Origin of the sequence: Sphingomonas sp. CFBP 8765, assembly GCF_014841445.1 — a bacterium.
GTDB classification, from domain to species: domain Bacteria; phylum Pseudomonadota; class Alphaproteobacteria; order Sphingomonadales; family Sphingomonadaceae; genus Sphingomonas; species Sphingomonas aerolata.
Map to the genome: position 1 here is coordinate 590,289 of NZ_JACYTY010000001.1, position 15,499 is coordinate 605,787.

Below are 15,499 nucleotides of genomic sequence, written 5' to 3' on the forward strand. Positions count from 1 at the left end.
CTGATGTGCGGGGTGATTGGTGACGCCGGTTACGCGCATTATGGCGCTACGGCAACCGTTAAAGCGGAAAAGTGGTGTCGTTATTGCAAATCGTTCGCAGGAGCAATAACACCGTCATCCTGACGAAAGTTAGGATCCAGGGTAACAATCGGCGCCGCCCGTGGCTCTGGATCCTGACTTTCGTCAGGATGACGGGTGGGTGTGAATCTGGCTCGGGGGCGGCTTAGATATGCCCTTCCGCCAGATACTCCTCGGAGCGCATCTCTTCCAGACGGCTGATCGTGCGGTCGAATTCGAACTGGCCGTCGCCGCTCGCGTAGAGATCGCCCGGCTGCGCGTCGGCGGCGGCGAGCAGCTTGACCTTGTGCTCGTAGAGCGCGTCGATGAGGCCGACGAAGCGCGCCGCCTCGTTGCGGTTTTCAGGCCCGAGCTTGGGGATGCCGACGAGGATGATCGTGTGAAATTTGCGGGCGATGGCGAGATAGTCGGCCACCCCCCTCGCCTCGCCGCACAGCTTCCTGAAGCTGAACACCGCGACGCCTTTCAGCGACTTGGGCACGCGCAGGGCCCGGCCCTGGACGATCAGCTCCTCGGACGGGACGTGCTCGCTGTCGTCGGGCGAGAAGTCGGTGAGGCGGAAGAACGCGGCGGAGAGCTGGGCTGTCGCCTCCGGCCCGTTGGGGACGAGCCAGGTGTCCTGGCTGCCGAGCCGGTCGCGGCGGTAATCGACGGGGCCGTTGAGCGGGAGGACGTCGAGCCGCTGTTCGATCGTCGCGATGAAGGGGAGGAAATGCTCGCGGTTGAGGCCGTTCTTGTAGAGATCGGCGGGCGGGCGGTTCGAGGTGGTGACGATCGTCACGCCGGAATCGAGCAGCGAGGTGACGAGCCGCGACAGGATCATCGCGTCGGGGCTGTTGGTGACCATCATCTCGTCGAACGCGAGCAGCCGGGTCTCCTCGGCGATCGCGGTGGCGACGGGGACGATCGGGTCGCCGACCTCCTTGCGACGCTCGGCGGCGATGCGGGCATGGACCTCGAGCATGAACTCGCCGAAATGGACGCGGCGCTTCCGGTCGACCGCGACCTCGGCGAAGAACAGGTCCATCAACATCGACTTGCCGCGGCCGACCCCGCCCCAGAGATAGACGCCGCGCGGCGCCGGCTTTTTCGCAAAGCGCGCGAAGAAGCCGGTCGCGACGGGTGCGGCGAGTTCGGTAGCGAGCGTGTTCAGGCGCGCGGCGGCGGCGGCCTGTTCGGGGTCGGGGCGGAGTTCGCCCGAGGCGACGAGCGCTTCGTAGGCGGCGAGGACGGTCATTGGCCTTTACCACCCCGGCGGAGGCCGGGGCCCAGGGGGGAAGGTCGCCGTGATAGAACGCTACGCTTGAACAATGATCGTGTCCCAACTGGGCCCCGGCCTTCGCCGGGGTGGTGATAGCGGTCGGGGTCAGCCCTTCGGCGGCTTAGGCGACGGCTTGCGGATCGTCGCGGAGAAGGCCGCGATCTTCGCTTCGTCGTCGCCTTGCACCACGAGGCCCCGCAGGAACAAGAGGCGGCCGGTTTCCTTGAGCACCTCGACCTGCGCCTCGATCGGGGCGCCGATGCGGCCGCCACCGATGAACTGGGTGTTGAGGTCGAGCGTCACCGCGGTGCCGGCGGTGATCAGCCCGAAGCCGCGCGCGGCGGCGAACAGCGCGACGTCGATGAAGCCGAGCAGCGCGCCGCCATGAACATTGTCCTGCAGGTTCGAATGGCGACGTTCGGGCGTGATGCGGACGCGGACGCGGTGGCCGTCGACGCGGTAGAGCATGGGGCCGAGCAGCGTGTTGAACCGGGTCGGGTCGGACAGGGTCCAGCTGCGCCAGCCGGGGTTTGCGGGGTCTTCGGCGTCGAGGAAATGGGGGGTATCGGTCATGAGTTCCGTTCGTCCTGAGCGAAGTCGAAGGACTTTTGGGAGCGCCACCCCCTGCCCCGGGGCCTGTGCTTCGACTTCGCTCAGCACGAACGGGGTTGGGGGAGCGCCACCACCTGCCCCGGGCTTGTGCTTCGACTTCGCTCAGCACGAACGGGGGTGGGGGAGCGCCGCGCCCTGCCCCGGGCCTGTGCTTCGACTTCGCTCAGCACGAACGGGGAGCGAGGCCGGGCGGGAGCGGGGTGGAGGGGACCCCCCTCCCCCCTTCAAATCAGACGATCCGTTCGGCTTCCATCTTCTTGATCTCGGCGATCGCCTTGGCGGGGTTGAGGCCCTTGGGGCAGGCGTTCGCGCAGTTCATGATCGTGTGGCAGCGATAGAGGCGGAACGGATCCTCGAGCTCGTCGAGCCGCTCGCCGGTCATCTCGTCGCGGCTGTCGGCGAGCCAGCGATAGGCCTGGAGCAGGATCGCCGGCCCTAAGAACTTGTCGGCGTTCCACCAGTAGCTCGGGCACGAGGTCGAGCAGCAGGCGCACAGGATGCACTCGTACAGGCCGTCGAGCTTCGAGCGATCCTCGGGCGACTGGAGACGCTCCTTGCCCGAGGGCGGCGGCGTGACGGTCTGGAGCCACGGCTTGATCGACGAATATTGCGCGTAGAAATGCGTGAAGTCGGGGACCAGATCCTTGATCACGTCCATGTGCGGCAGCGGGGTGATCTGGACCTCGCCCTTGCAGTCCTCGATCGCGGTGGTGCAGGCGAGACCGTTCTTGCCGTCGATGTTCATCGAGCAGGAGCCACAAATGCCCTCGCGGCACGAGCGGCGGAAGGTCAGCGAGCTGTCCTGCTCGCCCTTCATCTTGATCAGCGCGTCGAGCACCATCGGCCCGGTCTCGTCGAGGTCGAGCTCGAACGTGTCGTAGCGGGGATTCTCGCCGCTATCGGGATCATAACGATACACCTTGAACGATTTCAGCCGCTTGCCCCCGCTGGTCGAGGCATGCTTGACGCCCTTCTTAACGACGCTGTTTTTCGGGAGCGAGAATTCGGCCATTGCGAGCGGTCCGTCCGTGGTGTGATGACAAGGTTGTCAGAGCCGATACATGACAGGGGCCCTGCCCGCAAATCCTTAGCTTCGCGGGTGCAACATGAGTCACATGTGGGGCGCGGCACGGACCGCCGCAACCGTCAGATGATGTCGAGGATCAGCCCGAGATCGCGGGCTTCCTCCGCCTCGATATACCAGTTGGACGGCGCCTTGGCCTTGAGCTCCTCGATATCGACCTTGGTGCCGCGGACGAGATCGCGAAAGCCCTCTTCCTGGATGTTGATCGAATCCTCGATCTCGTGGAGCTTGGCCTTGAGCGTATAGGACAGCGCGTTGAGCGGGCCGTTGAGCTGGATCGTGCTCGTCATCTGGCGCTCATGGATCATCAGGCGGCTGTTGCGCGTGAGGAAGCGGCTGTCGGCGGGGAAGGCCGACATAAAGGTCGCGCCGGCCGAATAGACCGCGACCTTGCCGAGGAACAGCGTCTCGCGATCGGTATATTCGCGCAGCAGGCGGATATGGTCGCCCATCGCGCGCGCCATTTCGGGGTCGCCGCCAAGCGTGGTGATCGAGACGACGAGCGGCCCCTCGGTCGGCGCAGCCGCGACCTGCGCCTTGAAGCTGTCGTACATCGCGTCGTCGACGGGGCCGTGCAGCTGGACATGGGGGACGGCGAGCAACGGGTAGTTGCGCGCGTTCGAAGCGGGGGAGGTGTCGGTCATGCGCGGGCAAACTTACCGCGGTATCGCGCGGTTCCGATGTCGTCCGCAAAAGACCGGGAGTATAGATTCTATACCGAAATTGCGGTAGAGTTGGCCATGTTCGAATTCGACCCGGACAAGAGCGCGGCCAACGCGGTCAAGCACGGGATTGATTTCGTCGAAGCTCAGGCGCTGTGGGGCGATGACGAGCGGATCGTCGTCGGATCGGCCCAGCGCCATGTGGGCGAAGACCGGCAACTGGTGATCGGCCGGATCGGCGATCGCCTGTGGACGGCGATCGTCACCGATCGCGGTACGGCGACCCGGATCATCTCGGTTCGCCGCGCGAGAGATTATGAGGAACTGGCTTATGAACGCGCCCGCACCGGCTAAATCCGTGCTGCACAAGGCTATCTCAGCCGACGAACTCGACCGGCGGTTCGACGAGGGCGAGGATGTCAGCGCGTATTTCGACTGGTCCAGCCCGCGCAAGCCTGCGCTGGAGGCCAAGCGCGTGAACGTCGATTTCCCCACGTGGATGGTAGAGAGTCTCGACGTGCAAGCCCGCAAGCGTGGCGTCACGCGTCAGGCGCTCATCAAGATGTGGCTGGCGGATCGTCTGGAAGCGACGGCGAAAGGCCCCGCCAGCCCTTGAGGTCAGATGTCCCGGTCGAGTGCCGGATTGGCCTGTCGCCTGTGCTGGAGGATCCAGCCGACCAGGCCGCCGGGGACGCCGCCGGCGAGCGAGAAGAGCGCGAAGAAGGTGATGGCGATCTTCTGCGGGTCTTCGCCGGGCGCGCGCGTTTCGATGCCGTAGATATAGATCGCGGTCCCGATCGCGACGATCGCCGGCCAGAGAAAGCCGGCGATCATCGGCGGGAACCGCGTCAGCAGCCCCACCGCGACGGGCACGAGGAACCCGATCGCGATGATGGCCCAGATCATCAATAGACCCGCTTCTTGGGCTTGATGTAGTCGACGTCGTCGGTAAGCGTGTAGTCGTGCACCGGGCGGAAATCGATCTTGGTCTGACCGCCCTTGCCGCCCCAGCCGTCGAAGGTGGTGATGGTGTGCTTCATCCAGTTGGCATCGTCACGCTCGGGGAAATCCTCGTGCATGTGCGCGCCGCGCGACTCGGTGCGGTTGGCGGCCGAGTTCATCGTGACGACGGCCTGGCCGATCAGATTGTCGAGCTCCATCGTCTCGACCAGATCGGTGTTCCAGATCATGCTGCGATCCTTCACGGCGACGTCGGTCATCCGGTTGTAGATGCCCGCCATCTTCTCGACGCCCTGGTTGAGCAGTTCGGTGTCGCGGAACACGGCGCAATGCTTCTGCATCGTCTGCTGCATGTCGAGACGGATCTGCGCGGTCGGCGACCCGCCGCTCGCGTTGCGGAACGTGTCGAGACGCGTCAGCGCGAGGTCTTCCGAGCCCTTGGGCAGCGGCGCGTGCGCGGTGCCGGGCTTGAGCGTGTCGCGGATCCGCAGGCCGGTCGCACGGCCGAACACCACGAGATCGATCAGGCTGTTCGAGCCGAGACGGTTGGCGCCGTGAACCGAGACGCAGGCGGCCTCACCGACCGCGAACAGGCCGGGGACAACCGCGTCGGGGTTGCCGCCGACGAGGTTGACGACCTCGCCGTGGAAGTTGGTCGGGATGCCGCCCATGTTGTAGTGCACGGTCGGCGTGACGGGCAGCGGCTGGCGCGTGAGATCGACGCCCGCGAAGACCTTGCCGGTCTCGGTGATGCCGGGCAGGCGCTCTGCCAGAACCTTCGGATCGATGTGATCGAGGTGCAGGAAGATGTGGTCGCCATTCTTGCCGACGCCGCGGCCTTCGCGCATTTCGAGCGCCATCGAGCGGCTGACGACGTCGCGCGAGGCGAGGTCCTTCGCCGACGGGGCATAGCGCTCCATGAAGCGCTCGCCCTCGGAGTTGGTCAGGTACCCGCCTTCACCGCGTGCGCCCTCGGTAATGAGCACGCCCGCGCCGTAGATGCCGGTCGGGTGGAACTGGACGAACTCCATGTCCTGCAGCGGCAGGCCGGCGCGGAGCACCATCGCATTGCCGTCGCCGGTGCAGGTGTGCGCCGAGGTCGCCGAGAAATAGACGCGGCCATAGCCGCCGGTGGCGAGCACGGTCTGGTGGCTGCGGAAACGGTGGATCGAACCGTCTTCCATGCACAAGGCGATCACGCCGCGGCAGACGCCGTTTTCCATGATCAGGTCGAGCGCGAAATACTCGACGAAGAAGTCCGTATTGTACTTCAGGCTCTGCTGGTAGAGCGCGTGGAGCATCGCGTGGCCGGTGCGATCGGCGGCAGCGGCGGTGCGCTGGACCGGGGGGCCCTCGCCCATGTTCTGCATGTGGCCGCCGAACGGACGCTGATAGATCGTCCCGTTCTCGTTACGGCTGAACGGCATGCCGGCATGTTCGAGCTCGTAGACCGCCTGCGGGGCCTCGCGGCACAGATATTCGATCGCGTCCTGGTCGCCGAGCCAGTCGGAACCCTTGACGGTGTCGAACATGTGCCAGGTCCAGTGATCCGGCGAGTTGTTGCCGAGCGACGCGGCGATGCCGCCCTGGGCTGCGACGGTGTGCGACCGGGTCGGGAAGACCTTGGTGATGCACGCGGTCTTCAGCCCGCTCTCGGCGATGCCCATCGTGGCGCGCAGGCCCGAGCCGCCGGCCCCGACGACGACCGCATCATAGGTATGATCGATGATCTTGTAGGCAGCTGACATTACGCAGGAGCTCCGGAGAAGGCGACCTTCAGGATCGCGAACAGGGCGATGCCGCCCAGCGTGAAGGTGAACAGGTTGAGCAGGATCATCGTCACGACGCGGCTTTCGCCGTGCATGTAATCCTCGATCACGACCTGAAGACCGAGACGGAAGTGGTAGAAGACCGACAGGATCAGCAGCGCCATCGGGATCGCCGCCCAGGACGACTGGAGCCACAGATGCACCGAGGCGTAATCATAGGCGGGCATCCGCGCGACCGCGACCATCAGCCAGGCCATCAGGAAGATGTTGGCGCCGGCGGTCAGCCGCTGCTGCCACCAATGCTGCGTGCCGTGCTTGGCGCTGCCCAGACCGCGGACGCGGCCGACTGGCGTACCCGAACCCATTACTTCATCCCCATGTAGAGCCAGAAGGCGACCGTCAGCAGCGTGCTGGCCAGGATCGTCGCGCGCGCACCCATGCGGTTGCGCTTGAGTTCGAAGCCGGCGCCGGTGTCCATCACCAGATGGCGGATGCCCGTCATCATGTGCTGGAGCAGCGACCAGGTCAGGCCGATGCCGATGACATAGCCCAGTATGTTGAGCCCGCCCGTATCGGTCGTGAACACGTCGACGAAGGTCGCATAGGCCTGATCCCCCGAGGCGATCGCGGCGAGCCACCAGACGAGCAGCAGGCTGCCGACGGTCGCCATGCCGCTGCCGGTCGCGCGGTGCAGGATCGAGACCAGCATGTGCGGGCCCCATTTATAGACCTGCAGATGGGGAGAAAGCGGGCGTGCCGGGTTGCGCGATGCCAAGGGCTGTGTCCTCGAGTACGAAGGGCGAGTAACGAACGGTTTGCCGGTCTATTAGACGCCATGTGCTGCGATGCAACCCATCGCCGCCCGGCTTGATAACCCAGGGCAATGCGCAGGCGGTGCCGGACGGTTGGTCGGGCGGGGCGGCGGGCGCCCCCTGCCCCGCGACATCGATCCCTAACCTGGCCTTAAGGAATCACCGTTAGCGCTGGCCGGGCAACGCGATCCGGAGTTTACCCTTTGACCTCACTCGACATGCCGGCCCCCGGGTCGATCGCCACCCAGATCGACCTGGCCGCACGGCTGCGCGCGTTCGATTTTGACGGCTCGCTCGCGGCGGCGAGCCGTGAGCTCTGGGCGCTGATCGAACCGCATGTCGTCACCATCTCCCAGGCCTATTGGGAACAGTGGCAGCGCTGTTTCAGCAACGAGCGCATCTGGTCGCCGCACGAGGCCGACGCGATGATCGAGGTCGGCTGCAATTTCCTGCGCGACCGCTTCCTCAACACCAATGCGCGCGGCTGGGTCGAATCGGTCGAGCGGTCGGTCGCCGCGGCCTATGCCGCCGACGTGTCGCCGATGGCGTTGCTGTCGATGATCAGCGCGAGCGACCGTGCCGCGCTCGGCGTGCTGATGCAGAGCGTGGCGCGCGACAATGACCGACTTTCCCTGTATATCGACACGCTGATGAGGCTGTCGGCGCTGGAAGGTGAGATCACCGTGGCGATCTATACCAAATATCGCAACTTCTCGGCCCAGGGCGCGCGCGACACGCTCGCGGTCGAATTTCGCGACGGAATCGCGACGATGGTCGAGACCGCGACCGACGAGGGGCATGTCCTGCGCGAGCAGGCGGTGCGCAGCTCGGCCTCGACCCGCGCGGTGCTGGGCAAGGCGAGCGAGGTGGCCGCCGCCGCCGAACAGTCCGCGGTGGCGATGCGCGAGGCCGCGCAGACCGCCGCGGGGCTGATCCGCGCGATCGAGGATGCGCGCAGCGAGGTCGAGGCCGCGGCCGAGATTGCCAATCGCGCATCCGCACAGGCGACCGACGCGGTCGGCATGTCCGAGGCGCTGAGCGATCACGCCAAGTCGATCGAGTCGATCCTGGGGCTGATCCGCGACATTGCCGGCCAGACCAACCTGCTTGCGCTCAACGCGACGATCGAGGCGGCGCGCGCGGGCGATGCCGGGCGCGGCTTCGCGGTGGTGGCGCAGGAGGTGAAGAGCCTCGCCAGCCAGACCGCGCGCGCGACCGACGACATCGCCGCCAAGATCGCCGCGATCCAGTCGGCGACGCGCGGTACGGTCGCGACCAATGCGAGCATCAAGGCGACCGTAGCCGAGGTGCAGGACAGCGCCGACCGGATCCGCCACGCGATGGAGGCGCAGGCGCAGACCGTCACCGCGATCACCGCCGCGGTCGACGAGACCGCGCTCGCCGCCGATTCGATGTCGACGACGATCGCGGCGATCAGGGCGGATACCGAAATGGTGGCGACCGAGATCGACGGCGTCGGCCGGGGCTTCGACATGCTCGACAGCCGGCTGAGCAATCTGAAGACCAGCGCGGGCGTATTCATCGCGAAGGTGGCTGCATAACGGAGGGCACAAGGGGGGAGCATGACCGCGCCAATCGACCGCATGAGCAATGGCGTGCCACACGGCACGCTGGACTGGGGCAATGATGGCCGGCCGCTGTACGAACGCGTGCGCGACTATGACTGGGACGGCGCGATCGGGCCGAGCTGCGCGACGCTGACCGCGATGCTGGATGCCGCCGACCACCGGCTGATCGCGGAGACGTTCTGGCGGCATTACCTCTCGCTCGAGAGCGCGCTTCATGTCCGGCCCGCCTTCACCCCCGAGCGACTCGAGCGCAGCATCGTCGCGAGCGCGGAGTATGTCCGGCTGAAATATCTCTCTCCCTATGACCTGGCGTGGCGGGACATCGCGATCGACCATGCGGTCCAGTCGCGCAAGGCGAACATCCCCCTGCCCGCCTTGCTCGCCGCGCTGGCGTTCGCGCACAGCGTCACGCTCGGGCTGATCGCCGAACGGGTCGGCACCGACACCGCGTCGATGCGGATGCTGGGCGACGTGATCCAGCGGCTCGCGCTGATCGAGGCGGACATCATGGCATCGCATCTGAGCGCGTCCGATGCCGAGGCGGCGCGGATCGCCCGCAGCGCGCGGGCGGCGGCGTTCCGTGAGAGCATCGCGACGTCGATCGAGGACACCGCCGAGCTGGGCGCGCGGATCCGCGTCCAGGCGATGGGCGCGTCGACCTCGACCCGCAGCGTGCTGGGCAAGACGAGCGAGGTCGCCGCCGCCGCCGAACAGTCCGCGCTGGCGATGCGCGAGGCCGCGCACACCGCCTCGGGGCTGATCTGCGCGATCGAGGGCGCGCGGATCGAGGTCGAGGCGGCCGCCGAGATCGCCAATCGCGCGTCGGCACAGGCGACCGACGCGGTCGGCATGTCCGAGACGCTGAGCGCGCATGCCCAGTCGATCGAGTCGATCCTGGGGCTGATCCGGACGATCGCGGGGCAGACCAATCTGCTCGCGCTCAACGCGACGATCGAGGCGGCGCGCGCAGGCGATGCCGGGCGCGGCTTTGCGGTGGTGGCGCAGGAGGTGAAGAGCCTCGCCAGCCAGACCGCGCGCGCGACCGACGACATCGCGACCAAGATCGCCGCGATCCAGGCCGCGACGCACAGCTCGGTGACGACCAGCGTCGGCATCCGCACGACCGTCGGCGAGGTCCAGGACAGCGCGCTGCGGATCCGCCAAGCGATGGACGCGCAGGCGCGGACCGTCGCGTCGATCACCGCCGCGGTCGACGAGACCGCGCTGGCCGCCGACACCATGTCCGCGACGATCGACATGATCCGCGGCGATGCGGAGGCGGTCGCCAACGAGATCACGCTGCTGGGCCAGGATTTCGGGCTGATCGACGACAAGCTGAGCGTGCTGCGCGGCGCCGCCGACGGGTTTTCGTCCAGCGTCGCGTGAGCGACATCACCGCCGTGCAATCGGGCAGGTGACGGACCCTTACCGGGCGCGCTAAGGCCCTGGGTCATGACCATCCTACTCACAGGGTCGAGCCGGGGCATCGGCGCGGCCATTCACCAGGCGCTGACCGACGCGGGCGCCACTGTCATCGGGCACAAGAGCAGCAACGGGGGCAGCGCGAGCGGGCTCCCCGCCGACTTTGCCGACCCCGCCGGGCCGACCGCTTTGTGGACCGCCGCGCTCGAACAGGCCGGCGGCACGATCGACGTGCTGATCAACAATGCCGGGGTGTTCGAGGCGAGCCCGCTGGGTGACGGCGACTGGACCGCTCAGTGGGAGCGGACGATGCGGATCAACCTGACCGCGTCCGCCGAGCTGTGCCGGCTTGCGGTGCTGCACTGGCAGGCGCGCGGGTTTGCGGGCCGGATCGTCAACATCGCCAGCCGCGCCGCCTATCGCGGCGATTCGCCCGCGCACTGGCATTATGCCGCGTCGAAGGCGGGGATGGTGGCGATGACCAAGACGATCGCGCGCGGCTATGCCCGCGAAGGGATCCTGGCGTTTGCGATCTGCCCGGGCTTCACGATGACCGGGATGGCGGAGGACTATCTGTCGAGCCGCGGCGGTGATGCGCTGCTCGCCGACATTCCGCTCGGCAAGGTGGCGGACCCCGCCGAAGTCGCCTCGGTCGCACGCTATTGCGCGCTCGAGGCGCCGCCCTCGATGACCGGCGCGGTGATCGACGTGAACGGGGCGAGCCATGTCCGCTGAGAGCTGGAAACTCACCCTCCCCTGCACGCGCGCGGAAGCGGAGGCGATCGATGCGAGCGGCGATCTGGGGGACGCGATCCCGGGTGACGCGGTGCTGATGACCACCGAGGAGATCGAGGACGACGTCGAATCCTGGCGGCTCGATGCGTATTTCGAGCATGAGCCGGGGGCCGACACGGTCGCGGCGGTGCGTGCGCTGGTGCCGAGCGCGGCGGGGGCCAGAATCGCGGTCGAGCGGCTGGCCGCGGCGGACTGGGTGACGATGAGCCAGGCGGGGCTCGAGCCGCTGTCGGTCGGGCGGTTCTTCGTCCACACCCGCGCGCATGCCGATGCGGTGCCCGCGGGTAAGCGCGCCTTCCTGATCGAGGCGAGCCGCGCGTTCGGGACGGGGCATCACGAGACGACCAGCGGGTGCCTGGCGATGCTCGACGGGCTGGCGGATGCGGCTTTCGCCAACGTCATCGACATCGGCACGGGGACCGGGTTGCTCGCCTTTGCCGCGGCGCATCTGTGGCCCGATGCGGCGGTGATGGGGACGGATATCGATCCGGTCTCGATCGAGGTGACGCAGGAGAATGCGGACCTGAACGGCGTCGCGGGGATCGACCTGGTGGTGGCCGACGGGACGCTCGACGACGCGATCGTCGCGCGCGCGCCCTATGACCTGGTGATCGCGAACATCCTGGCGGGGCCGTTGGTGTCGATGGCGCCGGAGATCGCGTCGATTGCCGATGCGGGGGCGACGATCGTGCTGGCGGGGCTGCTCGAGACGCAGCGCGCGGGCGTGGTCGCGGCGTACACGGCGTGCGGGTGCTCGCTGGACGCGGTCGACCGGCGCGGCGACTGGAGCGTGCTGCGGCTGCGCGCGGGGGCGACGCGGTTCGTGGCGGACGGGCCGTTCGATCCCAAGGGGCGCGACGGGTGGGCGCTGGATATCTGATCCTGCTCCGCCGCGAAGGCGGGGGTTTAAACTGGGCCCCCGCCTTTGCGGGGGCACATTGGCGTGCGGCCAGTCGCTCGCCTCACACCGGACACCACCCCGGCGGAGGCCGGGGCCCAGTTGGGATGGCGGTTCGGTTCCATCTCCGGGGTTCACCCAACTGGGCCCCCGCCTTCGCCGGGGTGGTTCGTGGGTGGGGGGCGTTCGGTCTTACCAGGTGATACGGCTCGGCCCGGGGCCTCCGAGAGCGCCTCCCCAGGACGCCTGTTCCCCCGCGAAGGCGGGGGTCCAGTCTGGGCCCCCGCCTTCGCGGGGGAACATTGGGGTACGGCCTGCGCCTTGCCTCACACTCTACACCGCCCCGGCGGGGGCCGGGGGCCAGTTGGGTGAAGCTTCGCGCATGAATCGCACCGCTATCCCAACTGGGCCCCGGCCTTCGCCGGGGTGGTGGCTTTATGCGGCGCCTGTGGCCTTGGCGTTCGCATAGGCCTGCGTGCCTTGTGTCAGCACGACGTCGCCGGGTTCGATCCGGGCGACGGGGATGTCTGGCTGGGCCTTCAGATCTTCGTACAGCGGTGCGAAATCGGTTTCGACCGTCAGGCGCAGCAGTTCGTCGAAGCTCGGGATGACGAAGTAGTTCTGCTGGAAATCGTCGATCCGGTACTCCGTCCGCATGACCCGGGCGAGGTCGAGGGCGATGCGGTTGGGGCTGGGGTCGTCGAGCGCGAAGCGGGTTTCGGCGAAGCTGGAGACGATGCCCGAGCCGTAGATGCGGAGCCCCTCGGGCTCGGCGATCAGGCCGAATTCGACCGTGTACCAGTAGAGCCGGCCGAGATATTTGAGCGCGTCGAGCCCGAGCGCGCGCTGGCCGCCGCGACCATAAGCCGCAAGATAGTCGGCGAAGACCGGGTCGGCGAGCATCGGCACGTGCCCGAACACGTCGTGGAAGACGTCGGGTTCCTGGAGATAGTCGAGCTGATCGGGACGGCGGATGAAATTGCCCGCGACGAAGCGGCGATTGGCCATGTGATCGAAGAACACGTCGTCGGGGACGAGGCCGGGCACCGCGACGACCGACCAGCCGGTGAGCTTCATCAGCCGTTCGGACAGTTCCTCGAAATCGGGAATGCCGGGCTTCGAGAGTTTCAGCACGTCGAGCCCGCGCAGCCACGCGTTCGAGGCGCGGCCGGGGAGCAGCTTCGACTGGCGCGCGAACAGCGTGTCCCAGGTCGCGTGATCCTCGGCGGTATAGCTCGACCAGTTTTGCGGGATCGTCCAGTCGGGTGCCCCTTCGGGCGGCGTGCTGAGCACGTGCGTTTCTTCTAGCATGGCCATCGTCTAGCATGACCGAATGACAACGGAAACGCGCTGGATTCATTGGTCGTTAAGGATCCTTGCAGTCGTTCTCGCACTGGCTGCGGGCTATGCGGTGGCGGGGCTGGTCGGCGGGGCGATCCAGACCAACCGGGACTGGCGCCCTTCCCCGCGCGGCATCCGCATCTTCGTCGAGAGCAACGGGGTGCATACCGGGATCATCGTCCCGAAGGTCGCGGCCGGGGTGGACTGGCGCGGCTTCGCGCGACCCGGTGACCTGCGCGACCCGCGTTATGCCGCGTCCGATCACCTCGCGATCGGCTGGGGGGAGAAGGCGTTCTTCCTCGAGACGCCGACCTGGGCGGACGTGAAGCTGCGGACCGTGGTGGCGTCGGCGACCGGCAGCGACGCGGTGCTGCTGCATGTCGAGCATCTCGCCGCGCCGGTGCCCGGTGGCGATGTGCGCGCGGTGATGCTGAGCGAGGGCGAGTATCGGCGGCTGGCGGGGTATATCGCGGCGACGATCCGGCCGGGGGGGCGGTCCTATCCGGGCTATGCCGCCTATGACGCGTTCTACGACGCGCGGGGGCATTATAGCGGGGTGGCGACGTGCAACGCGTGGACGGGGGATGCGCTGCGGTTCGCAGGCGTGCGGGTCGGGTGGTGGACGCCGTTTCCGGCTACGGTGATGTGGTGGTTTTGAAGGGTTGCCCCCCCCTTTGTGTCTCCGCGAAGGCGGGGACCCAGACTGGGCTCCCGCCTTCGCGGGAGAACAGGAAGCGGGAGGGATTTCACCTTACCACCCCGGCGGAGGCCGGGGCCCAGTTGGGGGACGTTGCTGACTGAGGGCAGCGCTAGGTTACTTCCGTTTCCCACCTGGGCCCCGGCCTTCGCCGGGGTGGTGTTTTTTTTGGGCTATCACTCCCCCGCGCGGTACCCCTGATATTGCCCGCATTCGCCGCGCCGGGGGTCCTTCCTGCAGCGTTTGGCGAGTTCCTTGCGCTGCTTGCCCTCCTCGGCCTCCTGCTTGCGCATCTTGCGGCCATAGTTGCGGTCCGATTCCTCCTGGCTGGTGGTGGTCCAGTCAACCGCCTTGCCCGCGACCTGGAACGGCGCCTTCACGATCGACGTCGCGGTGCTGATGCAGCCCGCAGTCATCAGGGGCAGGATCGCCAGAACGAGAAGAACCTTACGCATCTACTTCACTCCCGCGCGCAGCCGATCGCGCGCCTGCGCCCCGTATAGCGGAAAATCGGTGAAGAATCCGTCGATACCTTGCGCAAGCCCGGCGTCGATCTCCGCGGCGATGTCGCCCTGCGCGGCGGGGTCGGTGCCGCGGCGGAAGCGGTCGGGGACGAACATGTTCTCCGCGCGGTAGGTCCAGGGATGGACGCGCAGCCCCGCTTCATGCGCGTCCGCGACGAGCGGCGACGGCGTCGTGCCCGCCCACAGCATGCCCTTGTTCGGGCCGATGCCGTACGCATAGCCCGCCACCGCCTTCAGGCCCGCGGGCGTGATCATCGCCGCATAGCTAGGCTGCGCAGCGTCGGCGGGGCCGCCCTCGCCGTCGATCAGCTGGATCAGTCGCACCCGCGTCACCGCGTGGAGCCGCTGGAGGTTCTTCACCTCGAACGACTGGATGAACACCGGTGCCGTCGCCGAATCCCAGCCTGCCGCCTTGAGCTGCGCGACCAGCGGCAGGTCGGTCGGATGGCCGATGCCGGCGAAATAGGTCGGGTGCTTGGTCTCGGGATAGATGCCGATCGTGCGGCCCGTCTCGGCGGAGCGCCGCTTGGCGAGCGCGATGATCTCGGCGAGCGTCGGGATCTCGAACCGGCCGTCATAGGCGGTGTTGGCGGAGCGGAGTTTCGGCAGCCGCTCCTTCGCGCGCAGCGTCTTCAGCTCGGCGAGCGTGAAATCCTCGACGAACCAGCCGGTAAGACTCTGCCCGTCGATCGTCTTCGTCGTGCGGCGGCTGGCGAATTCGGGATGGTCGGCGACGTCGGTCGTGTCGGCGATCGCGTTTTCGTGCCGTGCGACGAGCACGTCGTCTTTCGTCGGGACGAGGTCGGGCTCGATGAAGTCCGCGCCCTGATCGATCGCGAGGTCGTAGGCGGCGAGCGTATGTTCGGGCCGGAGCCCGCTCGCACCGCGGTGCGCGATCACGATCGGGGGTGTCGAGGGAGGATTTTTCGGTGTCATCGCAACAGATTGCCCGCCAGCGACGCCAAGCACCAGTGCGGCAATCCGTGAGAGCCAAT

General features: G+C 67.3%; 18 protein-coding genes. 7 read left to right on the top strand and 11 right to left on the bottom strand.

All coding sequences use genetic code 11. The features are described from left to right. Window positions 1-223: 223 nt before the first annotated feature. The 4 genes from zapE to IFT87_RS02865 all read right to left on the bottom strand — a co-directional run bounded on the left by zapE (window position 224) and on the right by IFT87_RS02865 (window position 3,679). The gene (zapE, locus tag IFT87_RS02850) at window positions 224-1,315 is read right to left on the bottom strand and encodes a cell division protein ZapE (protein ID WP_192007394.1); all 1,092 of its coding nucleotides are present in this window, start codon (window positions 1,313-1,315) and stop codon (window positions 224-226) included. A 129-nt stretch (window positions 1,316-1,444) separates the two neighbouring features. After that, window positions 1,445-1,912, bottom strand: a complete 468-nt coding sequence (locus IFT87_RS02855; protein WP_031440115.1) for a PaaI family thioesterase — start codon at window positions 1,910-1,912, stop codon at window positions 1,445-1,447. A 268-nt stretch (window positions 1,913-2,180) separates the two neighbouring features. After that, complete coding sequence (locus IFT87_RS02860) at window positions 2,181-2,963, bottom strand: succinate dehydrogenase iron-sulfur subunit (RefSeq protein WP_031393667.1); 783 nt, start codon at window positions 2,961-2,963, stop codon at window positions 2,181-2,183. Between the two features lie 134 nt (window positions 2,964-3,097). Further along, a complete protein-coding gene (locus IFT87_RS02865; protein WP_031393666.1) occupies window positions 3,098-3,679 on the bottom strand; it encodes a ClpP family protease in 582 nt (193 codons plus the stop codon). Window positions 3,680-3,715: 36 nt separating this feature from the next. On the opposite strand from IFT87_RS02865, the gene IFT87_RS02870 reads away from it, so the two are divergent. Together IFT87_RS02870 and brnA are read left to right on the top strand one after the other, a co-directional pair. Next, complete coding sequence (locus IFT87_RS02870; RefSeq protein WP_081874214.1) at window positions 3,716-4,051, top strand: BrnT family toxin; 336 nt, start codon at window positions 3,716-3,718, stop codon at window positions 4,049-4,051. Then, window positions 4,029-4,313: a type II toxin-antitoxin system BrnA family antitoxin gene (brnA, locus tag IFT87_RS02875; protein ID WP_197975096.1), complete on the top strand. Its 285-nt coding sequence runs from the start codon at window positions 4,029-4,031 to the stop codon at window positions 4,311-4,313. Before IFT87_RS02870 ends, brnA begins: the two co-directional genes overlap by 23 nt. Before the next feature lie 2 nt (window positions 4,314-4,315). On the opposite strand, the gene IFT87_RS02880 is transcribed toward brnA, so the two are convergent. The 4 genes from IFT87_RS02880 to sdhC are packed head-to-tail and all read right to left on the bottom strand — an operon-like array spanning window position 4,316 to window position 7,135. After that, window positions 4,316-4,603, bottom strand: coding sequence for a hypothetical protein (locus tag IFT87_RS02880; RefSeq protein WP_107932027.1), 288 nt, complete (start codon window positions 4,601-4,603; stop codon window positions 4,316-4,318). Next, complete coding sequence (sdhA, locus tag IFT87_RS02885) at window positions 4,603-6,405, bottom strand: succinate dehydrogenase flavoprotein subunit (RefSeq protein ID WP_031440116.1); 1,803 nt, start codon at window positions 6,403-6,405, stop codon at window positions 4,603-4,605. Before sdhA ends, IFT87_RS02880 begins: the two co-directional genes overlap by 1 nt. Next, entirely contained in the window at window positions 6,405-6,791 is a 387-nt protein-coding gene (gene sdhD / locus IFT87_RS02890; RefSeq protein ID WP_031440117.1) for a succinate dehydrogenase, hydrophobic membrane anchor protein, read from the bottom strand. The genes sdhA and sdhD overlap by 1 nt, the downstream gene beginning before the upstream one ends. Next, window positions 6,791-7,135 (bottom strand): succinate dehydrogenase, cytochrome b556 subunit, encoded by a 345-nt coding sequence (sdhC, locus tag IFT87_RS02895; RefSeq protein WP_031393660.1) that lies wholly within the window; start codon window positions 7,133-7,135, stop codon window positions 6,791-6,793. Before sdhC ends, sdhD begins: the two co-directional genes overlap by 1 nt. Before the next feature lie 321 nt (window positions 7,136-7,456). On the opposite strand from sdhC, the gene IFT87_RS20675 reads away from it, so the two are divergent. From IFT87_RS20675 to IFT87_RS02915, 4 genes are all read left to right on the top strand, one after another. After that, window positions 7,457-8,800 (top strand): methyl-accepting chemotaxis protein, encoded by a 1,344-nt coding sequence (locus IFT87_RS20675; RefSeq protein ID WP_031393659.1) that lies wholly within the window; start codon window positions 7,457-7,459, stop codon window positions 8,798-8,800. A 21-nt stretch (window positions 8,801-8,821) separates the two neighbouring features. Beyond that, window positions 8,822-10,213, top strand: coding sequence for a methyl-accepting chemotaxis protein (locus tag IFT87_RS02905; protein ID WP_197975097.1), 1,392 nt, complete (start codon window positions 8,822-8,824; stop codon window positions 10,211-10,213). A gap of 66 nt (window positions 10,214-10,279) precedes the next feature. After that, window positions 10,280-10,984, top strand: a complete 705-nt coding sequence (locus IFT87_RS02910; RefSeq protein ID WP_192007396.1) for an SDR family NAD(P)-dependent oxidoreductase — start codon at window positions 10,280-10,282, stop codon at window positions 10,982-10,984. Beyond that, window positions 10,974-11,924: a 50S ribosomal protein L11 methyltransferase gene (locus IFT87_RS02915; protein WP_192007398.1), complete on the top strand. Its 951-nt coding sequence runs from the start codon at window positions 10,974-10,976 to the stop codon at window positions 11,922-11,924. Before IFT87_RS02910 ends, IFT87_RS02915 begins: the two co-directional genes overlap by 11 nt. A gap of 453 nt (window positions 11,925-12,377) precedes the next feature. Here the strand turns inward: IFT87_RS02915 and phhA are convergent, their stop codons facing one another. Beyond that, the gene (gene phhA / locus IFT87_RS02920) at window positions 12,378-13,253 is read right to left on the bottom strand and encodes a phenylalanine 4-monooxygenase (protein WP_192007400.1); all 876 of its coding nucleotides are present in this window, start codon (window positions 13,251-13,253) and stop codon (window positions 12,378-12,380) included. 22 nt (window positions 13,254-13,275) lie between these two features. On the opposite strand from phhA, the gene IFT87_RS02925 reads away from it, so the two are divergent. Beyond that, window positions 13,276-13,941, top strand: coding sequence for a TIGR02117 family protein (locus IFT87_RS02925; RefSeq protein ID WP_192007402.1), 666 nt, complete (start codon window positions 13,276-13,278; stop codon window positions 13,939-13,941). A gap of 215 nt (window positions 13,942-14,156) precedes the next feature. On the opposite strand, the gene IFT87_RS02930 is transcribed toward IFT87_RS02925, so the two are convergent. Beyond that, on the bottom strand, window positions 14,157-14,435 hold the full coding sequence (locus IFT87_RS02930) for a hypothetical protein (protein WP_192007403.1): 279 nt from the start codon (window positions 14,433-14,435) through the stop codon (window positions 14,157-14,159). Continuing rightward, window positions 14,436-15,440: a glycerophosphodiester phosphodiesterase gene (locus IFT87_RS02935; RefSeq protein WP_192007405.1), complete on the bottom strand. Its 1,005-nt coding sequence runs from the start codon at window positions 15,438-15,440 to the stop codon at window positions 14,436-14,438. Window positions 15,441-15,499 lie beyond the last annotated feature (59 nt).

What these genes read in the sequence shown, in the direction of transcription:
- sdhA (WP_031440116.1), bottom strand. Translation starts at nt 6,405, where the DNA reads ATGTCAGCTGCCTACAAGATCATCGATCATACCTATGATGCGGTCGTC.
- IFT87_RS02930 (WP_192007403.1), bottom strand. Translation starts at nt 14,435, where the DNA reads ATGCGTAAGGTTCTTCTCGTTCTGGCGATCCTGCCCCTGATGACTGCG.
- IFT87_RS02860 (WP_031393667.1), bottom strand. Translation starts at nt 2,963, where the DNA reads ATGGCCGAATTCTCGCTCCCGAAAAACAGCGTCGTTAAGAAGGGCGTC.
- IFT87_RS02915 (WP_192007398.1), top strand. Translation starts at nt 10,974, where the DNA reads ATGTCCGCTGAGAGCTGGAAACTCACCCTCCCCTGCACGCGCGCGGAA.
- sdhD (WP_031440117.1), bottom strand. Translation starts at nt 6,791, where the DNA reads ATGGGTTCGGGTACGCCAGTCGGCCGCGTCCGCGGTCTGGGCAGCGCC.
- IFT87_RS02925 (WP_192007402.1), top strand. Translation starts at nt 13,276, where the DNA reads ATGACAACGGAAACGCGCTGGATTCATTGGTCGTTAAGGATCCTTGCA.
- IFT87_RS02905 (WP_197975097.1), top strand. Translation starts at nt 8,822, where the DNA reads ATGACCGCGCCAATCGACCGCATGAGCAATGGCGTGCCACACGGCACG.
- IFT87_RS20675 (WP_031393659.1), top strand. Translation starts at nt 7,457, where the DNA reads ATGCCGGCCCCCGGGTCGATCGCCACCCAGATCGACCTGGCCGCACGG.
- zapE (WP_192007394.1), bottom strand. Translation starts at nt 1,315, where the DNA reads ATGACCGTCCTCGCCGCCTACGAAGCGCTCGTCGCCTCGGGCGAACTC.
- IFT87_RS02855 (WP_031440115.1), bottom strand. Translation starts at nt 1,912, where the DNA reads ATGACCGATACCCCCCATTTCCTCGACGCCGAAGACCCCGCAAACCCC.
- phhA (WP_192007400.1), bottom strand. Translation starts at nt 13,253, where the DNA reads ATGCTAGAAGAAACGCACGTGCTCAGCACGCCGCCCGAAGGGGCACCC.
- IFT87_RS02880 (WP_107932027.1), bottom strand. Translation starts at nt 4,603, where the DNA reads ATGATCTGGGCCATCATCGCGATCGGGTTCCTCGTGCCCGTCGCGGTG.
- sdhC (WP_031393660.1), bottom strand. Translation starts at nt 7,135, where the DNA reads ATGCTGGTCTCGATCCTGCACCGCGCGACCGGCAGCGGCATGGCGACC.
- IFT87_RS02910 (WP_192007396.1), top strand. Translation starts at nt 10,280, where the DNA reads ATGACCATCCTACTCACAGGGTCGAGCCGGGGCATCGGCGCGGCCATT.
- IFT87_RS02870 (WP_081874214.1), top strand. Translation starts at nt 3,716, where the DNA reads ATGTCGTCCGCAAAAGACCGGGAGTATAGATTCTATACCGAAATTGCG.
- brnA (WP_197975096.1), top strand. Translation starts at nt 4,029, where the DNA reads ATGAACGCGCCCGCACCGGCTAAATCCGTGCTGCACAAGGCTATCTCA.
- IFT87_RS02935 (WP_192007405.1), bottom strand. Translation starts at nt 15,440, where the DNA reads ATGACACCGAAAAATCCTCCCTCGACACCCCCGATCGTGATCGCGCAC.
- IFT87_RS02865 (WP_031393666.1), bottom strand. Translation starts at nt 3,679, where the DNA reads ATGACCGACACCTCCCCCGCTTCGAACGCGCGCAACTACCCGTTGCTC.